28 protein-coding genes are annotated in these 26,697 nt (G+C 64.7%); 15 read left to right on the forward strand and 13 right to left on the reverse strand.

The window, feature by feature from the left end; translation table 11 throughout:
- The first annotated feature begins 68 nt into the window (after positions 1–68).
- The 6 genes from SNE35_RS23685 (at position 69) to SNE35_RS23710 (ending at position 4,805) form a co-directional block, all read left to right on the forward strand.
- Entirely contained in the window at positions 69–1,358 is a 1,290-nt protein-coding gene (locus SNE35_RS23685; protein ID WP_320425492.1) for a polyhydroxyalkanoate depolymerase, read from the forward strand.
- Positions 1,355–2,032: an electron transport complex subunit RsxB gene (gene rsxB / locus SNE35_RS23690; RefSeq protein ID WP_320425493.1), complete on the forward strand. Its 678-nt coding sequence runs from the start codon at positions 1,355–1,357 to the stop codon at positions 2,030–2,032. The genes SNE35_RS23685 and rsxB overlap by 4 nt, the downstream gene beginning before the upstream one ends.
- Before the next feature lie 3 nt (positions 2,033–2,035).
- On the forward strand, positions 2,036–2,668 hold the full coding sequence (gene nth / locus SNE35_RS23695) for an endonuclease III (protein ID WP_320425494.1): 633 nt from the start codon (positions 2,036–2,038) through the stop codon (positions 2,666–2,668).
- 33 nt (positions 2,669–2,701) lie between these two features.
- On the forward strand, positions 2,702–2,932 hold the full coding sequence (locus SNE35_RS23700) for a cell division protein ZapB (RefSeq protein WP_320425495.1): 231 nt from the start codon (positions 2,702–2,704) through the stop codon (positions 2,930–2,932).
- Positions 2,929–3,255, forward strand: a complete 327-nt coding sequence (locus SNE35_RS23705; protein WP_320425496.1) for a cell division protein ZapA — start codon at positions 2,929–2,931, stop codon at positions 3,253–3,255. The genes SNE35_RS23700 and SNE35_RS23705 overlap by 4 nt, the downstream gene beginning before the upstream one ends.
- 392 nt (positions 3,256–3,647) lie before the next feature.
- The gene (locus SNE35_RS23710) at positions 3,648–4,805 is read left to right on the forward strand and encodes a tyrosine-type recombinase/integrase (protein ID WP_320425497.1); all 1,158 of its coding nucleotides are present in this window, start codon (positions 3,648–3,650) and stop codon (positions 4,803–4,805) included.
- A gap of 67 nt (positions 4,806–4,872) precedes the next feature.
- Here the strand turns inward: SNE35_RS23710 and SNE35_RS23715 are convergent, their stop codons facing one another.
- On the reverse strand, positions 4,873–5,523 hold the full coding sequence (locus tag SNE35_RS23715; protein WP_320425498.1) for a hypothetical protein: 651 nt from the start codon (positions 5,521–5,523) through the stop codon (positions 4,873–4,875).
- A 188-nt stretch (positions 5,524–5,711) separates the two neighbouring features.
- On the opposite strand from SNE35_RS23715, the gene SNE35_RS23720 reads away from it, so the two are divergent.
- A complete protein-coding gene (locus SNE35_RS23720; RefSeq protein WP_320425499.1) occupies positions 5,712–6,071 on the forward strand; it encodes a PRC-barrel domain-containing protein in 360 nt (119 codons plus the stop codon).
- Between the two features lie 1,203 nt (positions 6,072–7,274).
- Here the strand turns inward: SNE35_RS23720 and SNE35_RS23725 are convergent.
- The 3 genes from SNE35_RS23725 to SNE35_RS23735 form a co-directional block, all read right to left on the reverse strand.
- Positions 7,275–8,195, reverse strand: a complete 921-nt coding sequence (locus SNE35_RS23725) for an OmpA family protein (protein ID WP_320425500.1) — start codon at positions 8,193–8,195, stop codon at positions 7,275–7,277.
- A 9-nt stretch (positions 8,196–8,204) separates the two neighbouring features.
- Positions 8,205–8,591: a DUF4398 domain-containing protein gene (locus SNE35_RS23730; RefSeq protein WP_320425501.1), complete on the reverse strand. Its 387-nt coding sequence runs from the start codon at positions 8,589–8,591 to the stop codon at positions 8,205–8,207.
- Between the two features lie 171 nt (positions 8,592–8,762).
- Positions 8,763–9,323 carry a sterol desaturase family protein gene (locus tag SNE35_RS23735; RefSeq protein WP_320425502.1) on the reverse strand — a complete coding sequence of 187 codons (561 nt, stop codon included), beginning with the start codon at positions 9,321–9,323 and terminating at the stop codon, positions 8,763–8,765.
- Positions 9,324–9,475: 152 nt separating this feature from the next.
- On the opposite strand from SNE35_RS23735, the gene SNE35_RS23740 reads away from it, so the two are divergent.
- From SNE35_RS23740 to SNE35_RS23750, 3 genes are all read left to right on the forward strand, one after another.
- On the forward strand, positions 9,476–10,195 hold the full coding sequence (locus SNE35_RS23740; protein WP_320425503.1) for a Crp/Fnr family transcriptional regulator: 720 nt from the start codon (positions 9,476–9,478) through the stop codon (positions 10,193–10,195).
- 85 nt (positions 10,196–10,280) lie between these two features.
- The gene (locus SNE35_RS23745) at positions 10,281–10,988 is read left to right on the forward strand and encodes a Crp/Fnr family transcriptional regulator (RefSeq protein WP_320425504.1); all 708 of its coding nucleotides are present in this window, start codon (positions 10,281–10,283) and stop codon (positions 10,986–10,988) included.
- A gap of 212 nt (positions 10,989–11,200) precedes the next feature.
- Entirely contained in the window at positions 11,201–11,443 is a 243-nt protein-coding gene (locus SNE35_RS23750; protein ID WP_320425505.1) for a hypothetical protein, read from the forward strand.
- A 633-nt stretch (positions 11,444–12,076) separates the two neighbouring features.
- Here SNE35_RS23750 and SNE35_RS32115 read toward each other — a convergent pair.
- Positions 12,077–12,277 (reverse strand): DUF2158 domain-containing protein, encoded by a 201-nt coding sequence (locus tag SNE35_RS32115; protein WP_431312781.1) that lies wholly within the window; start codon positions 12,275–12,277, stop codon positions 12,077–12,079.
- 256 nt (positions 12,278–12,533) lie between these two features.
- On the opposite strand from SNE35_RS32115, the gene SNE35_RS23755 reads away from it, so the two are divergent.
- Positions 12,534–12,758: a hypothetical protein gene (locus SNE35_RS23755; protein WP_320425506.1), complete on the forward strand. Its 225-nt coding sequence runs from the start codon at positions 12,534–12,536 to the stop codon at positions 12,756–12,758.
- Positions 12,759–13,066: 308 nt separating this feature from the next.
- Positions 13,067–13,417, forward strand: a complete 351-nt coding sequence (locus SNE35_RS23760) for a hypothetical protein (RefSeq protein ID WP_320425507.1) — start codon at positions 13,067–13,069, stop codon at positions 13,415–13,417.
- Here SNE35_RS23760 and SNE35_RS23765 read toward each other — a convergent pair whose 3' ends face one another.
- The 7 genes from SNE35_RS23765 to SNE35_RS23795 all read right to left on the reverse strand — a co-directional run bounded on the left by SNE35_RS23765 (position 13,418) and on the right by SNE35_RS23795 (position 20,660).
- Positions 13,418–14,599 carry a family 1 glycosylhydrolase gene (locus SNE35_RS23765; protein WP_320425508.1) on the reverse strand — a complete coding sequence of 394 codons (1,182 nt, stop codon included), beginning with the start codon at positions 14,597–14,599 and terminating at the stop codon, positions 13,418–13,420. It abuts the gene before it with no gap.
- Positions 14,596–15,780, reverse strand: a complete 1,185-nt coding sequence (locus SNE35_RS23770) for a glycosyltransferase family 4 protein (RefSeq protein ID WP_320425509.1) — start codon at positions 15,778–15,780, stop codon at positions 14,596–14,598. The genes SNE35_RS23765 and SNE35_RS23770 overlap by 4 nt, the downstream gene beginning before the upstream one ends.
- Before the next feature lie 24 nt (positions 15,781–15,804).
- On the reverse strand, positions 15,805–16,698 hold the full coding sequence (locus tag SNE35_RS23775; protein ID WP_320425510.1) for an amidohydrolase family protein: 894 nt from the start codon (positions 16,696–16,698) through the stop codon (positions 15,805–15,807).
- Complete coding sequence (locus SNE35_RS23780) at positions 16,695–17,876, reverse strand: glycosyltransferase (protein WP_320425511.1); 1,182 nt, start codon at positions 17,874–17,876, stop codon at positions 16,695–16,697. The genes SNE35_RS23775 and SNE35_RS23780 overlap by 4 nt, the downstream gene beginning before the upstream one ends.
- A gap of 65 nt (positions 17,877–17,941) precedes the next feature.
- Positions 17,942–19,357: a sigma-54-dependent transcriptional regulator gene (locus SNE35_RS23785; RefSeq protein ID WP_320425512.1), complete on the reverse strand. Its 1,416-nt coding sequence runs from the start codon at positions 19,355–19,357 to the stop codon at positions 17,942–17,944.
- A 16-nt stretch (positions 19,358–19,373) separates the two neighbouring features.
- Positions 19,374–20,159 carry a histidine kinase dimerization/phospho-acceptor domain-containing protein gene (locus tag SNE35_RS23790; protein WP_320425513.1) on the reverse strand — a complete coding sequence of 262 codons (786 nt, stop codon included), beginning with the start codon at positions 20,157–20,159 and terminating at the stop codon, positions 19,374–19,376.
- Between the two features lie 33 nt (positions 20,160–20,192).
- A complete protein-coding gene (locus SNE35_RS23795; protein WP_320425514.1) occupies positions 20,193–20,660 on the reverse strand; it encodes a hemerythrin domain-containing protein in 468 nt (155 codons plus the stop codon).
- 244 nt (positions 20,661–20,904) lie between these two features.
- On the opposite strand from SNE35_RS23795, the gene SNE35_RS23800 reads away from it, so the two are divergent.
- Genes SNE35_RS23800 through SNE35_RS23810 form a run of 3 tightly spaced genes read left to right on the forward strand, consistent with a single transcriptional unit; the run spans position 20,905 to position 25,478 of the window.
- Positions 20,905–23,337, forward strand: a complete 2,433-nt coding sequence (locus SNE35_RS23800; protein WP_320425749.1) for a catalase — start codon at positions 20,905–20,907, stop codon at positions 23,335–23,337.
- Between the two features lie 7 nt (positions 23,338–23,344).
- Complete coding sequence (glf, locus tag SNE35_RS23805; RefSeq protein ID WP_320425515.1) at positions 23,345–24,529, forward strand: UDP-galactopyranose mutase; 1,185 nt, start codon at positions 23,345–23,347, stop codon at positions 24,527–24,529.
- Positions 24,507–25,478, forward strand: coding sequence for an NAD(P)/FAD-dependent oxidoreductase (locus SNE35_RS23810; protein WP_320425516.1), 972 nt, complete (start codon positions 24,507–24,509; stop codon positions 25,476–25,478). The genes glf and SNE35_RS23810 overlap by 23 nt, the downstream gene beginning before the upstream one ends.
- Here SNE35_RS23810 and SNE35_RS23815 read toward each other — a convergent pair.
- Entirely contained in the window at positions 25,452–26,615 is a 1,164-nt protein-coding gene (locus tag SNE35_RS23815; RefSeq protein ID WP_320425517.1) for an extracellular catalytic domain type 1 short-chain-length polyhydroxyalkanoate depolymerase, read from the reverse strand. The two genes, SNE35_RS23810 and SNE35_RS23815, sit on opposite strands and share 27 nt — an antisense overlap.
- Between the last annotated feature and the right edge of the window lie 82 nt (positions 26,616–26,697).

Consider the following 26,697-nt stretch of genomic DNA (forward strand, 5'->3'; position numbering starts at 1 on the left):
TTACTGCTGCACTGCACAAGTTCTGGCAGTATCGTTGGATATCGTCAGACTACTTCGAGTTCAAGCCCATGCTGTACCAGTTGTTCGAAACCCAGCGCGCGCTGATGAGTCCCTTCGCGGAATTCGCCAGCGCTGCGGCGAAGCTCTACAGCAACCCGCTGTCTCCCTTTGCCATGTCGCCGCTGTCGCAGCGTGTCTCGGCTGGCCTGGACCTGATGCACCGGCTGGCCAAGGACTACGAGAAGCCGGAATTCGACATCCGCGGCGTCGAGGTCGACGGCGTCGAAGTGGCCGTCCAGGAACTGGTGCCGCTGACCAAGCCCTTCTGCCGGCTGCTGCGCTTCAAGCGCTACACCGACGATCTCGCCGTGCTCGGCAAGATGAAGGATCAGCCGACGGTGCTCGTCGTGGCACCGCTGTCCGGCCATCACAGCACGCTGCTGCGCGACACCGTCCGCCAACTGCTGAAAGATCACAAGGTCTATATCACCGACTGGACCGACGCCCGCATGGTGCCCGCCGAAGTCGGCCCCTTCCATCTGGACGACTACATCGGCTACGTGCAGGAGTTCATCCGCCACATCGGCGCGCGCGAGTGCCACGTAATGTCGGTCTGCCAGCCGACGGTGCCGGTGCTGGCCGCGATCTCGCTGATGGTTTCCAACGGCGAAGCCACGCCGCTGTCGATGACGATGATGGGTGGCCCGATCGATGCCCGCAAGAGCCCGACGGCCGTCAACAACCTGGCGATGAACCGCAGCTACGAGTGGTTCGAGAACAATGTGATCCACCGCGTGCCGACGAACTTCCCCGGTGCCGGCCGCGAGGTCTACCCGGGCTTCCTGCAGCACACCGGCTTCGTGGCGATGAATCCGGACCGCCACCTGTCCTCGCACTACGACTACTTCCTCGACCTAGTCCGCGGCGACGACGACAGCGCCGAGTCGCACCGTCAGTTCTACGACGAGTACAACGCCGTGCTGGACATGCCGGCCGAGTACTACCTCGACACGATCAAGACGGTGTTCCAGGACTTCGCGCTGGTCAACGGCACCTGGGAAGTGGACGGCCAGCTGGTACGCCCGCAGGACATCCACGACACTGCGCTGCTGACGATCGAAGGCGAGCTGGACGACATCTCCGGCGCCGGCCAGACCCGCGCCGCGCATGATCTCTGCTCGGGTATCGCCGCCCGGAACCAGGCGCACTACGACGTCGAGGGTGCCGGCCACTACGGCATCTTCTCGGGCCGCCGCTGGCGCGACAAGGTCTACCCGGAAGTGCGCGCCTTCATCGCCAAGTACGACAAGCCGGCCTCCGCACCGAGCAAGGCCCCGCGCAGCAAGAAGAGCACTTGACGCCCGTTCACTCCCTTGCCGACCTGACGCGCCGCATCGACGCCGCCCTGCCGCAAACGCAGTGCACGCGCTGCGGCTACCCTGATTGCAACGCCTACGCCGCTGCCATTGCTGCGGGCGAGGCCGAGACCAACCAGTGCCCGCCCGGCGGCGCGGAAGGCGTCGCCCGCCTGGCTGCCCTCACCGGCCGCGCCGCCCTGCCGCTGAGCGCCGAGCACGGCGTCGAGGCGCCGCGCACGCTGGCCGTCATCGACGAAGCCTGGTGCATCGGCTGCACGCTGTGCATCAAGGCCTGCCCGGTCGACGCTATCGCCGGCATGGCCAAGCAGATGCACGTCGTCATCGATGCGCAATGCACCGGCTGCGAGCTGTGTGTGCCCGTCTGTCCGGTCGACTGCATCTCGCTGGTCGAGGTCAGCGGCGATGCCACGGGCTGGACTGCCTGGAGCACCTCGCAGGCCCGCGAGGCAGCGGAACGCTATGCCTTCCACAGGTTCCGCCGCATGCGCGAGAAGCAAGAGAACGATGCGCGCTTGCAGGCCAAGGCCGAATCGAAGCTGGCCGACCTGGCCGGCGCTTCGAAGATCACCGAGGCTCCGGAACTGGACCGCAAGCGGGCGATGATCGAGGCTGCGCTGGCGCGTGCCCGCGCCCGCCAACCGTCCAAGCCCTGAGCGATGAACAAGCAAGATATCGAGACCTTCTTCGCGACCCTGAAAGCGGCCAATCCGTCGCCGCAGACCGAGCTGGAATATTCCAGCGTGTTCGAGTTGCTGGCCGCGGTGCTGCTGTCGGCGCAGGCCACCGACGTCGGCGTCAACAAGGCCACCCGCAAGCTGTACCCGGTGGCCAACACGCCCGAGAAGATCCTGGCACTTGGCGTCGATGGTCTCTCCGAATACATCCGCACGATCGGCCTGTACCGCACGAAGGCACAGAACCTGATCAAGACCTGCCAGATCCTGATCGAGCGCCACGGCGGCAAGGTGCCCGGCACGCGTGAGGAACTCGAAGCCCTGCCCGGCGTCGGCCGCAAGACGGCCAACGTCGTGCTGAACGTCGCCTTCGGCCAGCCGACGATGGCGGTGGACACGCACATCTTCCGCGTCAGCAACCGTACCGGCCTGGCGCCCGGCAAGACGCCACTGGCTGTCGAACTGGGCCTGCTGAAGCGAGTGCCGGCCCAGTACGCGGTGGATTCCCATCACTGGCTGATCCTGCACGGCCGCTATGTCTGCCAGGCGCGGCGTCCCCAATGCGAGGTATGCGCCGTGCGGGCCCAGTGCGACCATGGGCGCCGCCTACAATGAACGCCCTATACCGAAGACCCGAGACGGGACGCCATGCCTAGCTTCACCGACCTGACCGAGCGCGTCGAAAGACTGCTGCTGCGCCACGAGGAACTGCAGCGCACCAATGCGCTGCTGCAGGAGCAGGTGCAGACGCTGGGCCAGGAACGCGACAGCCTGCGCTCCCGACTGAACGCCGCACGCGCACGCATCGATGCGCTGCTGGCACGGCTGCCCGTCGAAACCGGCAACAGCAGCCCCGACGACAGCGGAAAGAACCCATGAAGCAGATGGAAGTAACGATCATGGGCCAGAGCTACCTCCTCGGCTGCCCCGATGGCGGCGAGGCGGCACTGAGCAAGGCCGTCGCCCAGGTCGACAAGGAAATGAGCGCGATCCGGGATGCCGGCAAGGTCAAGGCGCGCGAGCGCATCGCGGTCCTGGCCGCGCTGAACCTGGCCTACCAGTTGGCTGAAGGCCAGGCACCGACGGCGGCGAAGACTGCAGTAGCCGCGGCAGCGCAGCCCGCGGCTGATGTCCCGGCCGATATCGACGGCCTCATACGCCGTCTGGATGAAGCGTTAGGCCAGGACGGTCAACTGCTCTGAACTAGCACCCGCACGGCGTTGCGGACATCGCCCGGAATGCTTCTTCATCGAGGCATCGCGCCGTAGAATGGTCGGGTCCATCGCAGCCTCGCGGGCTTTATATTTCCTGTTCCGATGCTCATATGAGCCTGGGCCTGGAACATCGCCCCGCTGGTGTGATCGTCTCGCGTCAGATGAACCCGAAGTGGGGCTGACCTCGCCCACCTGAATCCCTGGATTCAGGAATGCGGCCCGCCCGGCAAGCGATGGACACCTTGTTGATTTATAAGGGTTTTTTCAAATAAATCAACGACCTAGCTTGGGGACGGGGGTGCGCGCAATCCCCAATTTCCCCGAAATCACCCGGATTTGACAGAATTGGTGTCCCCAAGACCTGTCCCCAAGGTGATGCAATGGCTTCCTATGAGCCACGCGGTAACTCAATCCGCGTCGTAGTCCGGCTACCCGGCGGCGGCAAGAAAACAGCGACCTTTGATACACAACTCGAGGCAGAAGCCTGGGCCAAAGAGGTCAGTAGGAAGCTGAAGGAACAGGCGGTCACGGGTCTGGCCCTGATTGGCCAAAAAAACGAACGAAAAAACAACCGCCGGCTGTTCGACATCTACCTGGATGCCGTGGCAATGCAGCAGGATTCGAAGGGTCCGCAGTCCGTTCTCAAAGCCCTTTGCGAAGACCCAATCGCTGATCTAATGACGGCGGCGACGACGACCCACAACATCAATCAGTGGATCGCACGCAGTCTGACGCGAATCCGCAAGAAGGGCGGAAAGCCAGCCACCTCCAGCACCGTCAACCGAGAGTTGATCGTCCTGAGCAGTGCCTTCACCTATGCCGTAAAGGCGCTGAGGTGGATCGCGGTTAATCCGTGCCATGGGGCCAACGCTGTTCCCACCAGCCGCCCCCGAGCTCGCCCACTATTGACGCCTGAAGAAATCAAGGCAGTCATCACGACATCGGGCTACGAACGGCGCCCTGAACTGGACACACACCGTGCCCGGACCGGGGCGGCGTTCCTATTGGCTTTGGAAACCGGCATGCGCGCCGGCGAGATCCTGCGGCTTCGACCCAAGGACTACTTCCGAAGTGCCAGCTACCTTCACGTGGCTGCGCTGGAACGTGGTGGCCGCAAGGGCTCCAAGGGTGGAAAGATCGTTGATGCGAGCCGCGAAGTACCCCTTACTGGGCGTGCCATGGAGTTGCTGGATCAGTTGATCGCCACGATGCCCAAGAACCAAAAGTTTGAAGCCAAACATGCCCTGAGCATGCCGCCGTACATCATGGGGATTACCGATAGCCAGCGAAACGTGGCTTGGCGCGAGATCTCGGAGCTTTCCGGCGTCGAGGACTTGCACTTCCACGACGCGAAGCACGAAGCTGCCACCCGCCTGTCCAGGTACATCGACGTAATCGCCCTAAGCCATGCGATTGGAACCAAGAGCATCAAGCTGTTACGCGACACGTACTACAACAACGACCCGACCCGCATCGCATCGCTGTTGCCTGCTCAACTGAGCGCAAGTACCAAAGAGCTGATTCCAGAGAAACTCTGATTTCGCCAGGACAAAGGCAGGTTCGGAGCGCAGAAGGCCTCATTGAGCCAGCTGCTTCGTCGCGAGTTCACGATGCCTTCTTCCAGATTGCAATGAAGTCCGGGGTGCCGTTGACCGCACGCGAATACAGCCAGTCGGGTGTCAGTAGTTCGTGCGGACGCGCCAGGAGGGGCTTGCTCCGATGCACGTGCTTGTTGCCAACAAAGATGTACTCGTCGCAGTGCTCCAGCAACTGCGCTTCGTCGATTCCGGTGACACTCCCTTCAGCCTCAGGCCGAGCCGGGTCGTACTTGTGTGTCACCCAGCAAGCCACTACTACGCTTGGCTTGAATTTCGCGACAGCGGCTGCGGCGTCGAGCTTCTCAACGTTGTCCCCATACTGAACCGTCTGCTGGCGCAGCGCCTCGTAGTGTGCCCTGATCGCAGGATCCTCCTGCTGTCGGTTGTCGGTCGCAGCAATACCGAGAGCCCTCGCGAGTACCCCATTGCCCGAGCCAATTTCAATGGCAGACCGGCCAGCTATTCGCTCCTTTAAGAAGCGGACCAATTCATCTGTGGGGAAACCGTAGTGTCCGTGGGCCACGCCGAACAGGAGGCGTTCCTGCGGAGTCGTCTGCTCCAGGCTGGACGCAGGTACGACGCGCAACTTTCCAGCGGCGTCCAGAAGCAGCGGCGAGATGTCGCGAACCTCGGTCGGGATCAAGCGGTAGGTGTCCATTGCCACGGCATTTTCCCCCGTCACGCCATCGGGTCGAACGTCGCGGCACGGCGCTTGCCATAGCAGCGTAGGGCAAGCCGCCCAGACCCGATGCAGGGAGCCTCACCACGACGCCCAACCGAACCGTCCGACGACCACCGCAGCCGCGCGCGGCTGCTGATCTGAACATCCCCACGGAGACCACCACCATGAGCACAAGCACCATCGGCAGCACCATTTCCTCTTCCAAGGTCGAAGGCACCGCCGTCTATAACCTGCAGGGCGACAAGCTCGGCTCGATCGACGACCTAGTCATCGACAAGCGTTCGGGCCAAGTCCGCTACGCGGCCCTCGAGTTCGGCGGCTTCCTCGGCATGGGCACGGATCGCTATCCGTTGCCTTGGGACCAATTGCGCTACGACACCGAGAAGGATGGCTACCTGATCAACCTCGACAAGTCCGTGCTGGAAGGCGCGCCGCGCTACACCGAAGATGACGAGCCCGACTACGACGACGACTACGGCCGCAAGGTCTACAACTACTACGGCAGCACCTGGCCGTCGATCTAACGGCACTCCCTGCCGTATTTACGCAGTACCTGTCCGGCGCAACTCAAGATCCCTCGCATCGAAGTCCGCGAGGGTCAGGCGCCGGTATCGCTGAGCCGGACGGAGTTCGGCCAGCGCTTCGGTCTGCGCGGGGATCCCGCCCTCTTTGGTTCCCCACAGCTGGACTGGAGCAGCTTGCCTGGCTGACGCAGGACGGTCGAAGGGCATCAGCCTTGCGAAATGAGGAGCCAGGCGTGGCCAATCGGCAATACCAGGCCTCGGCCGAGTGGCTTCAGACGCGTATTCGGCTGGTCGCCCCGCTAACTAAGGAAGTTCAAGCCCATCCGTTGGCGTCTGAAGGCGGCCCTCCGAGTTCGGTAGAACCCGAAATGGCGTCACCCGTGGTGGGATGTCCGAGACCTGGCCGCTGACGCAGCTTGCCGGGCGGATCCTGCGCGGCCCGCGTTGATACGTCGCCGTACTGGACCTGAGCTCGTCGCTTCGGAGTTCGTGCGAGTGATCTGTCCTAGCAAGGGATGCGTCGGGGACTGTCACTTCGCAATATCACTGTCCCTGCATCGGCCTCTGCGTCTGCTTGTCCAAGCATGTGCGCGTAGCGCATGTGGACTTGTACCTGTGCAAGCCCTGCCCTGCGTGATCCTGACAAGACCAAGGGCGTGCGGCATGTCCGCTCGCGTGGCAATCACCCGGCGATCGCACGTCCCTAGCCAAGCTCGTTCCGCCACTGACGAACCCTACTTGTCCTCAAACAGGTTCTTCTCCAAGAACACGACTCGCTGGGCCCCTTTCCAGATGTCCTCGTCAGGCAGCTGAGGCAGCATGCCCCGCCGCGGCACGATCGGTCCCTGCGATGGGACAGGTTGTGACGGTGGCAACACCGCCGTCGATCCTCGCTCAGGCACAGCCAGAGCGCGCCAGATTTGTGTTCCTTCAGGCGCGGGAACCACTGACGTGACGCGTGCAAGCCGCTTCGGCTGCCTGCAGCGTTCTGAACTATCGATGCTCATATCAAGGCTCCTCGACCTGGCATTGGCGGCAGAGAGTGGGCAATCGCAAGCCGCGCTCTCCAACGATGAAAATTACTTGGGGTCACATACTGCGACGCCTCGGCGCGGGCGCCTCGCGGCAAGGGCATCAGCCTATCGAAGTGAACGGCTTGGATATCCGGCCGCACCGATCGGTTCAAGCCTGAGGCGAACAGACTTACTTCACTGGAATCTCATCGGCCTGCCGCGCAAATACGATCTCCACTCGGCGATTCATCTGGCGACCTGCTGGCGTGTCATTGGTGCTCGTCGGCATCTCTTCGCCATGCGCCTTCGTGCTCAGATGGCCGGCGTTGACGCCGAGACCTACCAATACGGCTTTTACTGCATCGGCGCGTCGCTGGGACAGGTCTCTATTGGAACTGCTGCTGCCGACACTGTCGGTGTAGCCCTCGATGCTGGCTGTGTTGTCCGGATTGCGGTTGAAGAAGTCCGCCAGCTTGGCCATATTGCGCGACCCATCGGGGAGCAACTGCGCCTTCCCGCTGTCGAACAGCACGTCGCCCAAGGTCAGGATCATGCCGCGATCGGTCTTCTTGGCATTGAGCGCCTCGAGTTGCATTTCAAGGTCAGCCACGTGGGCATCGCGGCGATGGATGCGTTCCGCGCTACGAGCCTTGTCCTGCTGCGAAGCCGCGTCGGCTGCGGCGAGATCGGCTGTCTTTATCGCATTGTCACGCTCCGACATTGCCAGCTTGCGCTGGGCCTGGTCAGCCTCGTCGGTACGCTGCGCCAGCCGAAGCTTGTCGCGTTCGGCACCGGCTCCCGCGAGCAGTTGCTGGTCGGCTCTACTGGAAGCGGCGTCTCGCGCGATCGTCACCCGCTGGGAGGTGAGGTAGGCCAGGTGATCAACGCGACTCAGCGTGGCGCCCTCCCCCCATGCCTGTTCGGCCCTGTGCAGAGAGTCGCCCGCAACTCTGAGCTCGTCCGGTGCCAGCACAGCGACCTGCTGATCGCCGCTGGCGTCGTTGAAACGATTGCGAGCCTGGTCGAGGGCGGCACTGCGATTGGGAACGGTGCCACAGGCGGTCATGACCAACGCCACGGCGGCGAGCAACGAAATTCTGGAAGTGTTCATATCGAGCTCTCAGTTGCCTGGCTTTGCATTTCGGCGGAGCTCTTCGCTCAGCACGCGGGCTGCGTCTTGCGAGTCCTTGGCGGCCTTGCGCGACTGCGTCGACTGTGCATGCATGTCCGCCGCCTGAGCATCGACCTGCGCCTCCTCAGCCAACCACTTGGCACGCTCGTAATCCTTGTCCGCCTCGGCTTGGCGGGCGAGGGCCAGCTTGGACACCGCCAACTGCAGCTCAGCCGGCGCGTTGGCGCTGTTGGTGCTGGTGCTGGCGTTTTTCACAGCGGCATCGGCGACGATCAGTTCGGTCGTGGGCATCGGCGTCGTGGCGCAGCCAGCCAACCAGACGGTGCTCGTCAATGCCAGGACCGCCGCTGCTGCAGCGGGCAGTGTTCTATTCATGATCATGGAGTTCCTTGACTTCCTAACGACAGGATCGAGACCCGGGAGCATCCCGGGCGAGCGATTCCTGAACTGCCAACAGTAGGCCGACTTGCCGATTCGGTCTGTGCGTTGGCAGACGTTCAGATGATCAGTCGTGCATGGTTGGTGGCGCGGCCCGAGCGTTGCGCCTCACTCCGCCTCCGCTGGCGGAGACGTGCCGAACACGTGGTCCCAAAGGCCGCTACTGACGCCGTAGCAGACAGGTCCCGAACGGCCGTGATGCCAGGCGTGCCAGCGCTTGCGCTGCCTCGCCCAGGCGAAGCGGCCCAGGCGCCAGTGGTGGGTCGCATGGTGAATCAGGCTGTAGCCGAAGTAGCCGGCCAGCACGCCCAGTGTCAGTGCCTGGGCTCGCCAGGCGCCCAGCAGCACGAGCGCTGGCAAGAAGACGAACAGGCAGATCAGGCTCGCGCTGAGCCAGGTCGGCGCGCAGATCAGGGCGCGTGGTCGCCGATGATGGGCGGCGTGCCAGAGGGTGAATGGCCACAGTCCGTGCAACACGAAACGGTGCAGCAAGTATTCGAGCAAGGTCCAGCAGATGAGGCCCAGCAGGACCAAGAGCACGAGCTCAAATGGATGAGCCCGCGGCGCCATCAGCAGCAGGTGCCCTCCCAGCAGCAGCACCGCTGCGCCGTACAGGATCAGATCGGCACGATAGGCCACTCGGCCGTGCTCCATCGACAGGAAACTCATGCAAGCCCTCATGAACAGGAATGAAGGCGCGCCTCATGGCTTGACCATGACCACACCCTAGCCGCAGAGGTGACCTCGATCTGTGCGATGCCGAACATAGCGAAGTGGCACGCGCGCCTATAGTCGAGTCATCGAAGTTCCGGGAGCCCGGCTTGAACGCGACGGAGGATCCCCTCAGCAACCGTCTGCTGGCTCAGTTGTCAGGCGACGAGCGCGCGCGCTGGCTCCCCCTGATGGAAGCGGTAGACCTGCCGCTGGGCCAGGTGCTATACGAATCCGGTCGGCCACAAAGCCATGTCTACTTCCCGGGCACGGCAATCGTTTCGCTGCTGTACGTCTTGGAGAACGGCGCCTCGGCCGAGATCGCCGTCGTCGGCAACGAGGGCCTGGTTGGGATCTCCTTGTTCATGGGCGGTGAAACCACGCCCAGCCGGGCGGTTGTGCAAAGCGCCGGTCGGGGATTTCGGCTTCGGGCACAGGCAGTGAAGGACGAATTCAATCGTGCAGGACCGGTGATGCATCTACTCCTGCGCTACACGCAGGCACTGATTACGCAGATGGCCCAGACGGCCGTCTGCAACCGCCACCATTCCCTGGACCAGCAGCTTTGCCGCTGGCTGCTGCTGAGCCTGGACCGGCTGCTGGGCAACGAGTTGGTGATGACCCAGGAGCTGATTGCCAACATGCTGGGCGTACGGCGCGAGGGCGTGACCGAAAGCGCCCTGAAGTTGCAGGCAAGCGGGCTGATCCGCTACGCCCGCGGGCATATCACGGTGCTGGACCGCCTTGGGCTGGAAGCTCGAACCTGCGAATGCTATGCGGTGGTGCGCGACGAGTACGCGCGCCTGCTGCCCCGGACCGAGCCGGGCTGAACTCGCGGGCTTCTCTGTACGCTAGGAAACAGAGACCGAGGCGCAGGCGGCGCAGACTGCGTCACGACGCCCATCTGGAGCCTGCGTGCCACCCAACAAGAACTATCTGATCGAGTTGCTGCCAAGTGCGGACAGGCAGCGGCTGCTCGCCGCCTGTGAGCAAGTGGAATTACGCCGCTCGCTGGCGCTATACGTACCCGGTCAGAGCATCGGTCACGCCTACTTTCCCATCGATGGCGCCATCTCCCTGCTGACACAGTTGGATGGGCATCCCCCGATGCAAGTCGACATGGTGGGGCGCGAAGGCATGCTCGGTATCCAACTCGCACTGGGGGTGAGGCAAGTGCCCGTACATGCGCTGGTCCTCGGTGACGGCATGGCGTGGCGCCTGGACGCTGCAGCCATGCGCCGGGAACTGGCGCATGGCGCTGGACTGCGGCACTGCCTCAACCGCTACATCTCAGTGTGCCTCAGCGAGTTCGCGACGGCCGCCGGCTGCCAGCGTTTTCATGCGTTGGCGCCACGCTTGGCCCGCTGGCTGCTGATGAGTCTGGATCGGCTGGGGAGCATCGAACTGGAGATGACTCATGAGCTGATAGCGAACGTGCTGGGCGTGCGACGGGAAGGCGTGACGGAGAGTGCTCTGAAGTTCCAGGCTGACGGATTGATCCGATACGCACGGGGTCGCGTCACCGTGCTGAATCGCGACGGCCTCGAGACGCGGTCCTGCACCTGCTATGCAGCGTCCAAGCGCGAGTACGGACGGCTGCTGCCACCTATGCCATCTACCTGAACCGTGTTGTGCTCGCTGCAATAGGCAAAGGCGCAGTCGGTAGCTGGCAGTTGGCGCCTGGCGGTGTGCTCGGAGATCGGCATGTCGCCTCGGGGCCTTTGCCGCGATCACCCGGCCGGCCCTGGAGATTCCGTCGACTCCGTGGGTTGGCGCACCGACGTGCCCCCTTCATGCGCCGAGCATCGGGATAGGACCATGACCAGGATCCATCGATGAAGGTTCTCACACTGATTGCCGCGGCGGTACTTGCCTCTCTAGGAGCGCTGCTGATTACCTTGCACTACATTGGCTGGGGCCTGGCGCTCTGGGTTGGTGCGGCGGTGCTGTCCCAGTCCTTCATCATGGCCGCAGTTTGGCGCGACCTGTCCGAACGCCGGCCCGATGGAGCTTGGTCCGCACTAACGCCTTCTGCGCTGATTGCCAGCATCCGTCACGTGCTGACGAATCGCCTGTGACCGTCCGGAGATGATCCGATGCCCAGCCATTCCTCACATAGAGTTCGCTAGCGATTGCTCGCTGCGCAGTCCCAATCTCCGATGCTTGTCCTTGAGGAATCAATGTGATGGCCGTTTCGCGCTGACTTGGCAAGGCTCGCTTGGCAAGGCTCGCAGATCGTTGCGGTACCGGCTCGCACCGCCCATCTCGCGAGTGCTCGGCGAGACTACGATTGGCATGCGGCATGGCTTCAAGACTGCGAGCAGCATGATCCGGATCTCGAGCGCATTGCCGCCACGCGTTGGGTCAGGCAAGCTCTTTGGACAGCACCTGCAAGATATTCTCGCCAACCGTCGTCAGGCGAAGGCTCCCACCCCGCCATTCCAGCCAATCCAGGGCAACGTACTCGTCGATGTAGCCGGCCGGTATATCGCAAGCTCGCCTGCGACCTAGCATGGCCACGCTGGTGGGAAGAGCCTCACGAAGCACCGTTCGTCGAGAGGTCGCCGATACATCCATGATCACTCCTTGCCACCCATTGACGGCGGCTGCGCTGAACCCACGTCATCTCGCGTTCATACACGTGACAACTTGGTCATCTTGGTTGTGTCCGCCCCCGGCGTCCGTGCGACACCGCACACAAGCGTCGAGCGCTACGAATCAGCGGATGGACTGTCTGGTGCCTCAGACTCGCGAACAAGGAGTTCGACAGGGAAGTATTTGGTTTGGACGGAACTGGAGGTATCGACCCAAGTGCAGAGCGCGTGCTCTCGGCCGTCAAACTCGCGTATTTCCATGACGGACATCAGCGGTCCACCGGATTTGAGGCTGACGATTTCTCCACGACCGTTCATCCCTGATCTCACAGTTGCTCGGCAAAAGAATAATCCCGCGACCTGAGAGCGGCCTGTAGGACCGCGTCTCGATCGATACGTGCGATCGTCAATGTACAAGCACTGATCGGCTGAGCAATGTCAACAGAAGGGCCTAAAGGCGCTCCCTCCCAAGTCGCGCCGAGCGGCGTAGCATGCGGACCACCCCTGCCGGCTTTAGCTGCGTGCCTGAAGCCACACCCTGCAGCCTGGACAGAGCACCGTTTGAGGAGTGCCCATGAGCGCTGTCAGTGAACTGTTTCTGCTCTGGCGGGAAGCGGAGAACGAATTCCATTGGGCGAGCGCCGACTTGTACCGTGTGGCTATGAACACGAAGGACGGCCCGACCGATGCGCAATTCGACTACACCCAGCATTTAGGCGACATAGCGAAAAACCGCCATAGCGCGTATACCGCTGCCATTCGATCGCATGGCCTGCGCTCCGAGGCACAACCGCGCTGAGGGCCAATCTCTGCGTCCAAGGTGACCGGCTTTCTTGGATCTTCGCGCCGCGTGAGCTTGACTGTGTCTGCCAGATCTGGCCGGAAGATGTTGAGGTCTCACCTGATTTCATACCCAGTCGACCGCAGGCTCAAGAACACCGACCTCAACTGCACTGGCCGCTTTCGCTGGCGCAGCGCCTTGTGCCTTTCACCAAAGAGCAACCCAAGAAAGTTAAGTAACTATTGGACGAATTGAACGACAAGGCATGACGCTTGCCTTGGCCCTTATGGACAAGACGTCCTTCAACCCATCCAAGGAGTTATCTCATGAAGTTCACCCGCAACCACCTGGCGACGACTGCCGCCGCCGTTTCCCTGCTGATCGCCACCGGCCTCGGCATTGCACAGTCCAACAACACCCCGGCAACCAACGCCGACACCACGTCGAACGGACGCATCGCCAATGGCCAGAGCAACCAGAATCCGAACGACGCCAATGGCACGGCCAACAGCAACAAGATGAACAACGCGGCCAGCAACGCGGCAAACACCCGGGCCAGCGGCAACGCGATGAACAATGGCAACGGGACCCAGACCGACACGGACAGCACCGCAAACACGAGCGGCACGGACAGCACCATGTCCAACAACCGCGCGCCGCGTCCGGATCGCAACTGATCAAGCGGCGGGGTGGCCGCGCTGCAGCGTCCTCAGGGCCTGCGCAAAGTCCGGCACCTCGCTCCGCATTCCGTTGGCAGGCTCAACCTGCCACAGCCCACTTTCGTGCCAGCGCCCGAAGTCGTTCCAATCCGGCCGATCCACCAGCGGATACAGGCACAGGCCGAGCAGGGGTAGGCCCGCCTCATCATGCACGCGGCGCGCTTCCGCTGCCACCTCACACAGCCACTTTGCCCGCCCGCTGCCCACGTGGCCCGTCTCGGCAATAAACATCGGCCGGCGATAGCGCTGCCACGCTTCTTCGATCAGCGTACCTAGCGGCAGCCGACGCGGATCGCCCAGGTGCCAGGCCAACGGCGCCGCGGTCACAAGCTCCCACTGGCTGTTGTGATAGTGGTTCACGCCCACCAGATCCAGCGCCGAGGCGCTGCCGCCCAGGGCCGGCTCCGCGAGGCCCCCGAGCATGTCCCAGGCCTGCCACTGCCAACTGCGCACATTGGCCGCGGTCTCGTCCAGTTCAGGTCGGCCCGCCGGCGCAACGACGTGGCACAGCGGCTCCACATGCAGGAAGCGGGCGCGGGGGTCGACCTTGCGGATCGCATCCACCGCGGCCAGTGCCGCACGCACGAGACGCCGCTTGACCTCGTAGCCGCGTAAAAGCTTGTCCTCCATCGACACCTCGTGGTGGGTGTTGTCGGGCGGGAACAAGAGCCCGGGCTGTGTGGAGGCCCAGGCCAGATAGCCAATCTCGTTGACGGGCGTGTAGACAGGTGGCTGGTCCGCCATCGGCCCGAGGCGGCGGGCCACCTCGGCGGCGAAGCGCGCGAAGCGTTCGATCAACCGATCGTCGTGCAGGCACAGGTCCGGCGGCAGGCCATAGTGCCACAGCGTCCAGAGGATCTGCAGGCCGTAGCGCTGCGCGCAGCGGGCCATTCGCTCGGCGCGGCGAAGGTCGATGGCGCCGCCGCTGCCTTCGCTGAGCCGCCAGCCGATGCTCTCACGCACGCTGCGCAAGCCCATGTCGGCGGCGCGGCTGAAATCCTCGTCAAGGCGCTCCAGATGGCCGCTCGCGGCGTGCATGTCCACCGCCTGCCCGGCCGCATTGACGTGGTCGGCGCCCTCGAAGCCTCCACCCCAGAACGAGGCGATCGGCGACGGACGTGCCTGCACAGGCGCACTCACGCGACGAAGTCCGCTGCCACCGGGCGGCGCAGCGGCGTCACCGCCATGGACGTCTCGCTGCCGGCGAGCCGCACCAGCAGTTGCTGGACCTGCGCCGTGCACCTGTCCAGGTTGAAGTGCTTCAGCACCCGCTGCCGCGCATGCGCGCCGAATTGTGCGCGCAGCGCCGCGTCGGCAAGTAAACCGGCGCAGCGCCCACCGATGTCGTCGCAATCGCCGGGTGCAACCAGCCAGCCGTCATAGCCGTGCGCGACGATGTCCGGCACCCCGCCGACCCGCGTCGCCACCACCGGCACGCCGCTCGCCATCGCCTCCATCACGTTCAGCGGCATCGCCTCGGAATGCGACGTGTTGGCCAGCAGGTCGATCTCGCCGTAAAAGCCCGCCATGTCCTCCACGAGTCCGACGAAGTGAACCCGCTTGTGCAGGCGCAGTTGCCCAATCTCGCGCTCGAGCCCCGCGCGCATCGGACCGTCGCCCGCGATCACTGCATGTGCCTGTTTGAGGCGCGCCAGCAGCGGCCAGATCGAGCGCACGAAGACCTCCGGCCCTTTCTCCGGGGAGAGTCGGCCGGCAAAGCCCAGCAGCGGCACGTCCGGCGCCAGGCCGAGCCGGGTACGCAGGAGGCCCGACCGCTGTGTGCGCGACCTCGGCTGGAACACCGCGCAGTCCACGCCATTCGGATCAAAGCTCAGCAACGAGGGCTGCACACCCAGGCCCAGCGCGTGGAAATACGTCTGCCGGCACACCGCGCTCAAGTGGCTGCCGGCGCTGCGGTGCAGTTCCAGGTCAGCCAGCGTCAACTGCCTCCCGTGTACCGTCGCCAGCACCGGCCGTCCGGCGAGTCGCCCGGCCAGCGCGGCGAGTACGTGCGCATTGGGCAAATGCGCATGCAGCAGGTGGACACCCGCATGGCGCACCAGCGAGGCGGCCAGCTGGATCGAGTCCCAGCTCGGGTCTGATGGCATCGGCGTGGCCACAACGTTGGTGCCCAATGCACGCAGGCGCTCGGCGAACGGCCCTTCGCAAGGCACCAACGCGGAGACGACGAATCGCTCCGGCGGCAGCCGTTCGATCAGCCGTTCGACCCAGCGTTCCATGCCACCGACGATGGCATTGCCGATCACCTCCAGCACATGGACACGATCGTCGCGCGGCGGCAGCGAGAGTTGTGCATGCATTGGCATTCCTTCCTCCTTCGTCTCTCAGCAGCACAGGGGCCGCATCCTCGTGCAGCGGCTCAGCCGTGCCGGACGCGATGCGGCCCTCGTGCAAGCGCCGCGCCCGATACTGCTCGCTGCCTCGCCCAGCCAGGTGGCAGCCGTGTCGCTCCAGATCTGCGCGCGGGCACCTACATCGACCTCTAGCTGATCCAGCAGGTCCCCCAGCCATCCGCGCCGCTGCGCGATCTCCGTGCCGGGACAGGGCAAAAAGCAGTCGCTGCCGAACTGCAGCGACTCGGGTCCCAGCACCTCCAGTGCCCGGCGTAAGACTTCGAGCCGGTATGGCGGCGGCGGGCCGAATGAAAGGTCGAAGCGGAACAGCGCGTCGGCACCGCTGCGGCCGTGGATGCGGTCGATCAGGCCGACCGCGATCGCTTCGTCGGTCCAGGGCCAGGACAGGTGCGCCAGCGTCACGCGCACGCCCGGGTGGTCCCGAAGCGCCTCGAAGAAACTCGGCCGGCAGAAGCGGCCCGAGCGGCCGTCGATGAAGATGCCGCTGTGGAACAGCAGCGGCAGCCGCAACTCGGCAGCCACGGCGAAGGTAGGCTGCACGCGCTCGTCGTACGGATACCAGCCGCTGGGTACCATCTTGCAGCCCGACAGACCCGTATCGATCGCCGCCCGCAGGTCGTCGGCGGCCGAACGATCAGAGGGGTTCACCACAGCCAGCCCCGTCAACCGGTCGCGGTGTCCCGCCACGATCCGCGCCAAGTGAGCGTTGGCGCGCCGCAGGGAGGCCGGATCGTCCAGCGCGTAGCCCTCCGACAGGAAGGGAGCGAGGAGTACGCCGTGATCGATGCCGGCGTCGTCCAGCGTTTGCAGCACGTCGTCGACGGTCTCGCGGCCAGTGCAGTGCAGATGGGCATCGATGATCATTCCGCGCCGACGCTGATCGCGGCTTGCAGGTCGCCGGCGTCGATGTCGAGGACACGGCCCCCCAGCGCCTGCTCGATCGTCGCGACGATCTTCGCCGCGCTGCGATCCCAGGAGTTCGCCGCCACCAGTGCCGCCGCCTTCGCCCGATGGTGGCGCTGCTGGTCGGCGCCTCGGCTCAGCTCCGCAGCGCAGGCTTGCACGAAGTCCTTGCCGCCGCCCGCAACATGCACCGCCTCGCCGTACAGCACCGAGACATCGCGGATCGCCGTACTGACGACCGGCTTGCCCGCGGCCAGGTATTCGAGGGTCTTCGTCGGGCTGATGAAGCGGGTCGCCTCGTTGAGCGCGAAGGGCAGCAGGCACAGGTCCCAATCCCTCAGCAGCGCGGGCAGCACCTGGTAGTCCTGCATGCCCAGCCAATGGACGTTGGCGCGCCGCGGCAGCGCGGCTGGGTCGATCTTGACGACCGGCCCGACCATCACGAGCTGCCAGTCCGGCCGCGCATCAGCGAGTTGGGTCAGCAGCACGATGTCCAGCCGTTCGTCGATGACGCCGAAGAAACCTAGCCGCGGATACGGCAGATGTCGCTGTAAGGCTTGCGCCGCGTCCTTGGCTTCCGGCGAGCCGCCGCGGGCGAAGTGAGTCGCATCGACGGCACTCGGCACGCACGACACACGCGGATGCAGGTGGCGCTTGGCTTCGTACAGCGAGGGGCCGCCGGTGAAGACAAGGTCAGCGCTGCGCAACAGCGCCGTCTCGCGCTGGCGCAGCTGGCGTGGCGCAGCGAGGAAGGCGGAGAGCTCGTCCATGCAGTCGTAGATCAGCAGGCGCGGCCGCACCAGCTTCACCAGTGGCAGCGCCATCGGCGTGTACAGCCAGACCAGCGCCTCGCTGATCTGCTCAACCTGCAGCCAGTCGGCGAGCTGCGCCTGCAGCGCGGGAAGCTGGTCGTCATGGAAGCCGCCGGCTTCAACGCTGGTGTGGGGCACGAGCAGCGTGACGGCGTCTCCGACCTGACGCTCCTCCAGCCGCTCGGCACCCGGTGCGACGCGCACCGGCTCCTCGACGTAGATGACGCGCCAGTGGCGCGCCAGGCGGGTCAGCAGGTGCTGGGGCCGCTGGTGCACGAAGCCCCAGCGCAGATGGGAGAAAACGAGCAACGGTGGCAGGGCTTTCATGATCGGGGCTTCAGTGGTTGAGGCCCCTCCAAGGCAAGCGCGATGCCGCTGCTGGATGCCTGCAACTATTCGCCTCGCTTCGGGCCGTTGTCCCCGGCGTAGGCCTTCAGGCGGCTGTACAAGGTCTTGATGCTGATACCGAGCGCCGCGGCAGCGCGCTCCTTGTGGTGCTGGAAATGGCGCAAGGTCATCACCACAAGCGCCCGCTCGGCTTCGGCGACCGAGCAGCCGGGCCGCAGCACGATGCTGTCCGCGTGCACCGTTAGCGGTTCAGGCGCCAGCGGCGCCGGCGCGCGGGTGGCCGCCGGCACGATCCAGAGCGTATCGATGACCGGCCCGCTGCACATCACGTAGGAGCGCTGCACGACGTTGCGCAATTCCCGCACATTGCCGCGCCACTGCCCGCTGCCCAACTGGTGCAGCGCCTTGGGGCCGAACTGCTTGGCCCCGCCCTCCCCGGCGCCCATCAGCGCGAGGAAATGTCGGGCCAGCGGCAGCACGTCGTCCATGCGGTCGCGCAGCGGTGGCAGCTCCAGCGGGAAGACGTTCAATCGGTAGAACAGGTCCTCGCGCAGCCGCCCCTCGGCCACGGCCTGCGCCGGCACGCGGTTGGAGGCGGCGATCACGCGCACGTCGGCCTCAAGCGCCTGGGTGGAGCCCACGCGCATGTAGCGGCCCGTCTCCAGCACCTGCAGCAGCTTGACCTGCAGCTCGACCGGCATCTCAGTTACTTCGTCGAGGAACAGCGTGCCGCCACTGGCCTGCTCGAAAAATCCGCGATGCTGGCGGTCTGCGCCGGTGAAGCTGCCCTTCTCGTGGCCGAAGATCTCACTCTCCATCAGGTTCGGCGAGATGCCGCCGCAATTGACCGCCAGAAAAGGCTGGGTGCTGCGACGGCTCAGGTCGTGCACTGTCTGGGCCACCATCTCCTTACCGGTGCCGCTCTCGCCAGTGACGAAGACGGTAACGCCGGTCTGCGCCACCCGCGCGATCTGCCGGTAGATCAGCCGCATCGCGGAAGACTTGCCCTGCAGCCTGCCGAAGCGACCTTCCTCGTCGAGGATGCGGGCCATCTCGGCTGCGTTGTCATTGCCCGCGGGGCGGCGGATGGCGATGAGTCGGTCCAGCGCCGCGAGCAGTGGCTCCCGCGCGATCGGCTTGACCAGACAGTCGACCGCGCCCAAGCGCAACGCGCGCACGGAGGTGTCGATGCTGGCGTAGCCGGTAATCAGTGCGACGCGGCAGCCATCTGGCAACTCGGCATCGGCAATCAGGTCCAGGCCATCGCCATCGGGCAGTTGCAGATCCAGCAGCACCACGTCGGGTTTCTGCAGGCGGATCTGGCGGCGCGCCTCCGCCAGCGAGCCGGCAATGGCGACGCTGAAGTGTTCGGCAGCAAGCAGCGCAGCCAGCGCCTCGGCCGTCAAGGCCTCGTCGTCGACGATCAGTACGTGCGCTTGAATGGCGGGGGGCGGCGGCATTCGGCTGTCTCGGCGCTTAGAGACCGTCTGGATCGGCAAGGTACATGCGCGACGCGGCCCGGCGCCCTGCGGCTGGAAGCACCATGGCCACGGCCGTGCCCACACCCGGCGTGCCTCGTAGCAACACGCGCCCGCCCGTCCGCAAGCAGAAGGCGCGCAGGCCGGCGAATCCATCCGGCCCCTCGACCTCCAGCAGCGCGACACCCTGCTCTTCGCTGATGCCGGCGCCGTCGTCGCTGAGGCAGATCGTCGCGAAATCCGTGCCCACCAGGCCTTCGCTCTCATCTGGCCAGGCGCGGCGGGCGTGCAGATGAACCTCGCCTTGCCGGCCCGAGCCATGGCCGGAACTGCGAGTGATCGAGCGGCGCGCATTGGCGGCGGCATCTGCCAGCGCGAGCAGCCAGGCACCGCGTTGCACCTCAATGCTGCCGGCATCTGGCGCGAGGTCCACGCGCAGCAGGATGCGCGGCCCGAGGAGGGCCTCAAGCAGCACGGCGCACGCCGGCAGTTCATCCAACAGTTCGATGGCCTGTGCCGGTCCGTCGATCAGCGACATCTCCAACCACTGCCGCGTCAGCAGGCCGGCCCTCGTGGCCGAGCGAACGATCGGCGCAACGAGCGAAGGCAGTATCTCCGGGGCAGACACGGACAGGGGCTCACGCCGCCCCAGCCGGTCGATCAGCTCGGCATTTGCGAGAATGGCACCGAGCAGGTTATTCAGCTCGTGCGAGACGGGCGCACTCATGCGGCCGATCGCCAGCGCACGGCTCGTCGCGCTCGCGCGGGCGCCATTCTTCTTCATCGGTCGGCGCAGTCCACCTCGTGGCTGCCGCGGTCAGGACTCGGCGCCGGCGGCCAGCTCGTCCAGGATCTCCTCCTTGCGCGCCGTGATCTCCGCGCCCAGGGCTGCCAAATCGAGCTTGGCCTTCTTGACCTTGGGGAACATCTCGCCTTCTTCCTCCTTGACGTGATGCTCGATGTACTCGCCCAGCACCTTGACCTTGGCGTCGAAGAGCTCCTCGTCGGGCGACGACGCTTCGATCTGCGCGATCAGGTCCTTGGCACTGGCGTGCTCGACGGTGGCCTCGTCTATCAGGTCCTCATCATCGCCCAGGGCATCGCGCGCGGCGGGATAGAAGATCTCCTCCTCCGCCATCGCATGGGCGGTGAGCATCGTGCAGATCTGCTGTGCGATCGACTGCTTCTCGTCGTCCTCCGCTTCGTCTTCGACGAGCTTGTCGTACTGCTTGAACAGGGCTTGCACTTCCCTGTGGTCTTGCGTCAGCAACGCAATGGCGTCCAAGGTCGGTGCGCTGGGCTTGCGTGGCTGGGACTTTGCGGCGGGGGACTTCTTTGCGGGGTCTTTCGAGCTGGCCATGGGTTACTCCTGGGCTGGGTGGGTTGGAATCAACGTGCCTTGCGAGAACTCCGAAGGCAAGCAGCGGTCCCGCGCGGCGTACACGTTCGGCACGACCCTTGCCATGCCCGCAGACGGCAAGACGTTCCGCGCTGCGGACGCTTCGCCGTCAACGAGCGGACCTCCTCCCATGCCCAAGCCCACCTCCACCAGATCCTCCAGCAGCCAAGCGGACTCCCGGTCGTCGACCGCCTCCAAAGCCGCCGCGCGCAATACCGACAGCGGCCCGGCGAACCCGCCCGTTTTGACCGACGATCTCGCCGTAGAAAAGATGGGCCAGACCGGCGATTTGTCGGCCGCCATGCCGTTCAACGCGAACAAGGCGGGCGAGTACGGCTTTGCCAACGGACAGAATTCGCAGCCAGGCGAAACCGTCGAAGCGCCGTCGCGCCTGCCAGCCGGCAGCACGCTGTCCGAAGCCAATGTCTCCTCGAAGACCGGCTCGGTGGCGCCCGAGGGCGTGAATGCCGCGATCGGTCCGCTTGATCGCGTGAGGGTCGACTCCGCCGGACAGCGCCTGACGACCAACCAGGGCGTGGCCGTCGCCGACAACCAGAACTCGCTGAAGTACGGCGTGCGCGGACCCGCGTTGCTGGAAGACTTCATCCTGCGGGAGAAGATCACCCACTTCGACCATGAGCGCATTCCCGAACGGATCGTTCACGCGCGCGGATCTGCGGCACACGGCTACTTCGAGTGCTTCGAGCCGCTGACGCAGTTCACCAAGGCGGCACCTTTCAAGGAAGCCGGCAAGCGCACCCCGGTCTTCGCGCGCTTCTCCACCGTGGCCGGCGAGCGCGGCTCGAAGGACACCGCTCGCGACGTGCGCGGCTTCGCCGTCAAGTTCTACACCGACGAAGGCAACTGGGACCTGGTCGGCAACAACATGCCGGTGTTCTTCATCCAGGATGCGATGAAGTTCCCCGACCTGGTCCATGCGGTCAAGCCGGAGCCGCATCACCAGATGCCGCAGGCAGCCAGTGCGCACGACACCTTCTGGGACTTCGTGTCGTTGATGCCCGAGTCCACCCACATGCTGATGTGGCTGATGAGCGATCGCGCGATCCCGCGCAGCTATGCCACGATGCAGGGATTCGGCGTGCACTCGTTCCGGCTGGTGAACGACGCGGGCCAGTCCGTGTTCGTCAAGTTCCACTGGAATCCGAAGTTCGGCACCCACTCGCTGTGCTGGGATGAAGCGGTGAAGATCTCTGGCGCCGATCCGGACTACCACAGGCGCGACCTCTGGGAGCGCATCGAATCGGGTGTCTACCCCGAGTGGGAACTCGGCGTGCAGATCTTCACCGAGGAAGAGGCCGAGCAGTTCAGCTTCGACATCCTGGACGCCACCAAGATCGTGCCGGAGGAACTGGTTCCCGTCCGTCCGGTCGGCCGCATGGTGCTTGACCGCAATCCGGACAACTTCTTCGCCGAGACGGAGCAGGTGGCCTTCTGCACGGCGCACATCATCCCCGGCATCGACTTCTCCAACGACCCGCTGCTCGCCGGCCGCATCCATTCCTACGTTGACACGCAGATCACCCGGCTGGGCGGACCGAACTTCCACGAGATCCCGATCAACGCGCCGATTGCGCAGGTCCACAACAACCAGCGGGACGGCATGCACCGCCAAGCCATCCCGCGCGGACGGGTGGCCTACGAGCCGAATTCGCTCGCGGGCGGGTGCCCCTTCCAGGCCGGTGCGGCACAAGGCTTCACCTCGGTCGCCGCGAGCCTGCGCTCACGTGCGGAGCAGGGAAAGATTCGCGCCAAGCCGGAGTTGTTCGCCGAGCACTACCACCAGGCCCGCCTGTTCTTCGACAGCCAGACGGCACCCGAGCGGGCGCACATCGTCGCGGCCTTCCGTTTCGAACTGAGCAAGGTCACCGTGCCGGCGATCCGCCAACGCGTCGTCTCGATGCTGCGCAATGCGTCCGAGGACCTGGCGGCGCAGGTCGCTGAGGGTCTCAACATGTCGCCGCTGCCGGATGCGATGCCTCTTGCGCTGGAAATCGATGTTGCACCCGAGGTCATCCGATCTCCTGCGCTGTCGCTGACTGCCCGTCCGGGAGACGGCTCCATCAAGGGTCGGAAGATCGCCATCCTGGTCGCGGACGGAGCCAAAGGACAAAGTGCAACCGACATCCACACGGCGCTGTTCGCCGCGGGCGCGGTGCCGCGCTTCGTGGCCCCTCGCATCGGGGCCGTCGCAACCGAGGACCGGGTCGCCGTCGAAGCCGATGCGTCGCTGGAGAACGAACCGGGCTTCCTGTTCGATGCGATTGTGCTGCCCGATGGGGCCGGTGCGGTCGTTTCATTGGCGGCCGATGGCCATACCTTCGAAGCCATCCGCGATCAGTACCGGCATTGCAAGACGATGTTGGCGCTCGGCACGGGTGTGGATCTGTTCGAACTCGCCGGCATTCCCGCGACATTGCCGGATGGCGGCGACGACCCCGGCGTCATCCTGTCCGACGGCTCCCCATCCGCAACCGCGGCCTTCATCGAGCAGGTGGCACGCCATCGGCACCCGGCGCGTGAAACGGATCCGCCCGCAGTGTGAGCCTGCAATGAACAGTCAAGTCACCCCATTGATCACGCGAGCCGCAAACCGTGCCAGCAAAAGATCTCCCGACGACAGCTTCGACTATCTGATCGTTGGCGCCGGCTTCGCAGGGAGCGTTCTGGCCGAGCGACTGGCGTCGCAACTGAACGCGCGAATCCTTTTGGTGGAGCGGCGCTCCCACATTGGCGGCAATGCACATGACCGCTTCGACGACGAGGGTGTGCTGATCCACCCCTATGGGCCTCACATCTTCCATACCAACTCCTCCGACATCTTCGACTATCTGGGCCAGTTCACTCGATGGCGCCCCTATCAGCATCGCGTGCTTGCCAGCGTTGACGGGCAGTTGCTGCCGATGCCAATCAACCTGAACACCTTGAACGGGCTTTACGGTCTCGGTCTGAACGCATTCGACATGGAGAAGTTTCTGGACGGGGTGGCCGAGAAGAAGGACGACATCCGCACCTCGGAAGACGTCGTCGTGAACAGGGTGGGCCGCGACCTCTACAACAAGTTTTTTCGTGGCTATACCCGCAAGCAATGGGGCCTGGACCCCTCAGAACTGGACGCCAGCGTCACAGCTCGGGTGCCGACGCGGACCAACCGGGACGATCGCTACTTCAACGACACCTATCAGGCCATGCCCCTGCATGGCTACACACGGATGTTCGAGAACATGCTCCGGCATCCGAATATCCGCCTGATGCTCAACACGGACTACAAGGACATCGAATGGGTGGTGCCGTGGAAGCACATGATCTATACGGGTCCCGTGGATGCGTTCTTCGATTTCAGGTTTGGCAAGCTACCCTACCGAAGCCTGAAGTTCGAGCATGTGACGCGCCAGCAGGAGTGGGTCCAGAGCGTCGGAACGATCAACCATCCCAACGACTACGGCTACACGCGCGTCAGCGAGTTCAAGCACCTGACCGGCCAACGTCATCCCTGTACCTCCCTGGTCTATGAGTACCCCATGGCCGACGGGAACCCGTACTACCCCATCCCCCGGCCCGAGAACACCGAGCTCTATCGGCGCTATGAACGCGAGGCCGAGGCGCTGAACGAGGTCAGCTTCGTCGGGCGCCTCGCGACCTACAAGTACTACAACATGGACCAGGTCGTCGGGCAGGCCCTGAGCCTGTTCAAACGGCTGAAGGACCGTCGCGATGCAGAAGTCCACAATTCATGACTTTCCGTACCGGCCTGAGGTGCGTGCGGAAGTTCCGTTCGATTGCGTGGTCATCGGCGCCGGTCCCGCCGGCCTGACCGCCGCCATCTATCTCCAACGCTTTCACAGGCGCACGCTGCTGGTGGATGCGGGCAGAAGCCGGGCGCTGAAGATCAGCCGCTCGCGCAATTGCCCGGGCTATCCCGAGGGCATTTCGGGCTCGGGCCTGCTGGAGCGCCTGCGAGAGCAGCTAGGAAACTTCGGCGGCCGGCTATTGAACGACGAAGTGACCGCCCTTCGCGCCGTTGATGACGACACCTTTGAAATCATCCTGAGGGGCCAGCGCGATTGCCTGCGGACGCACACGGTGCTCCTGTGCACCGGCGTGGAAGACCGGCTTCCGCGGCTCCCAGGCACACAGCAGGTCTGCGAAGCCGACCTGCTGCGCCACTGCCCGATCTGCGATGGCTACGAACACGCAGGCCAGTCCGTCGGCATCCTTGGCAGTTCAGATCATGCGGTACGCGAAGCCGACTTTCTGCGAGGACTCGGCGCGCTCGTCACCGTGGTTCCGCTGGAGCACGGCGGCGGCGCACCGGTGGCACAAGCCCTGGCTTTGGGCAGATCGGGCATCGAGGTGGCGATGTCGGATCGAGAGGTCGCGCGGTTCGACGTCCTCTACACCGCACTGGGCGTGGCACCGCGCTCAGCTCTCGCTGAGACGCTCGGCGTCAGGCTCGACGAACAGCGCAATATCCGCGTGGACGCGCATTGCAAGACCAGCGTCGATGGCGTCTACGCTGCAGGCGACGTCGTTGTGGGACTCGATCAGTTGGCCGTTGCCTTCGGACACGGCGCCATCGCCGCCACGGCCATTCACAACGCCCTGCGTGCCAGGGGGTTGTCGGCACATTCGCCCGGAGCAGCGCCTCGTGAGCTTCAACTACCCCTGTCGCGGTCGGAGCGCTGAATGTTCGAAGAAGAAGCGCAACATCTCGGCACTGGCGTCAGGGCCGCTGCAATCGGCGTGGCTGCCTTTTGGACTGCCGCCAGACCAGGCATGCGCGGCGCCATGGACCAGCCAATGTTCCCCGTAGACCCGGCCTTGTCCGTCCTGGTAGACCGTGCGGGTGAAGCTGCGGCCGTTCGCGCGGAGCCCCTGCTGAACGCCGGGCTCCGCGCCCCGTGGCGCGCCATCGCCCGACAGACTTGCAGCCATCACCTGCAGGCCATTGGCGGGGACCACGGTGCGGTCTTGGTCCCCGTGGAAAACGATCGTCGGCACGCCAATGTTTCGAACGTCGCGTGTCGCCTTGGACATCGCCATCGGCGGTGTGCCATTCATGGCGCTCATCGCCTCCCCGACGTTGCCCGCCACGCCAGGCGCCAGCCCAGAATGGACGCCAATGGCGGCATAGAGATCGGGGTAGGCAGCGCCGAGAATCCCCGCCATCGCACCACCGGCCGATAGGCCCGCAACGAACACGCGGCTGGGGTCGATACCGTACTCCACCATCACTGCTCGAGTCAGCGATGCGATGAGCGCCGGCTCGCCGCGACCACGTTGCTGATGGTTGTGCTTGAACCAGTTCCAGCAGCCCGAGCTGTTCCCCTTCCGCGTCTGGGCCGGATAAAGCACGAAGAAGCCTCGCGCACGCGCATGCTCATTCATTGCGGTACCGGCTGCGAAGTCGTCGGGATCCTGCGTACAGCCATGCAGCATCACAACCAGGGCGAGACCCGGCCTCGCGTCTGGCGGGACATAGAGCTTGTATGGCCGGGTCAGTCCAGCGGCGGTATGAGCACCCGACAGAAAGTTTTCGCGAGTGGGCTCTCGTGTGACCTCGGGGGATGAAACTTCAGGGCCCCGCACCCCGGATTCGAGGTCCAGGGCTTCGACCGTCGACAGCGACGGCTCGTCCACTTCAAACACACAACCTTCCAGCACCTCGCCCGACGCCGTCCCGGCCGTGTTGGAGGCCCGTTCCCGTGATGGGACGCCGCCGCCCGCAATCCATTGCTGCAGCAGCGCCGTCGCCCGCTTCAGGTCACCATTGCGGGTGAGCCGCGTGGCGTCGTGCATCAGCGCATCGAGCTTGTCATTCATGGAATCCTTGGAAGCTGGTGGAAGTGAATGGGAGCGCACGGGGTGGTGTCAGGGCTCAGGGGCCAACGACATACGAGGTCGT

Source organism: Roseateles agri, assembly GCF_034043675.1.
In the GTDB taxonomy this organism is placed as follows: domain Bacteria; phylum Pseudomonadota; class Gammaproteobacteria; order Burkholderiales; family Burkholderiaceae_C; genus KK5.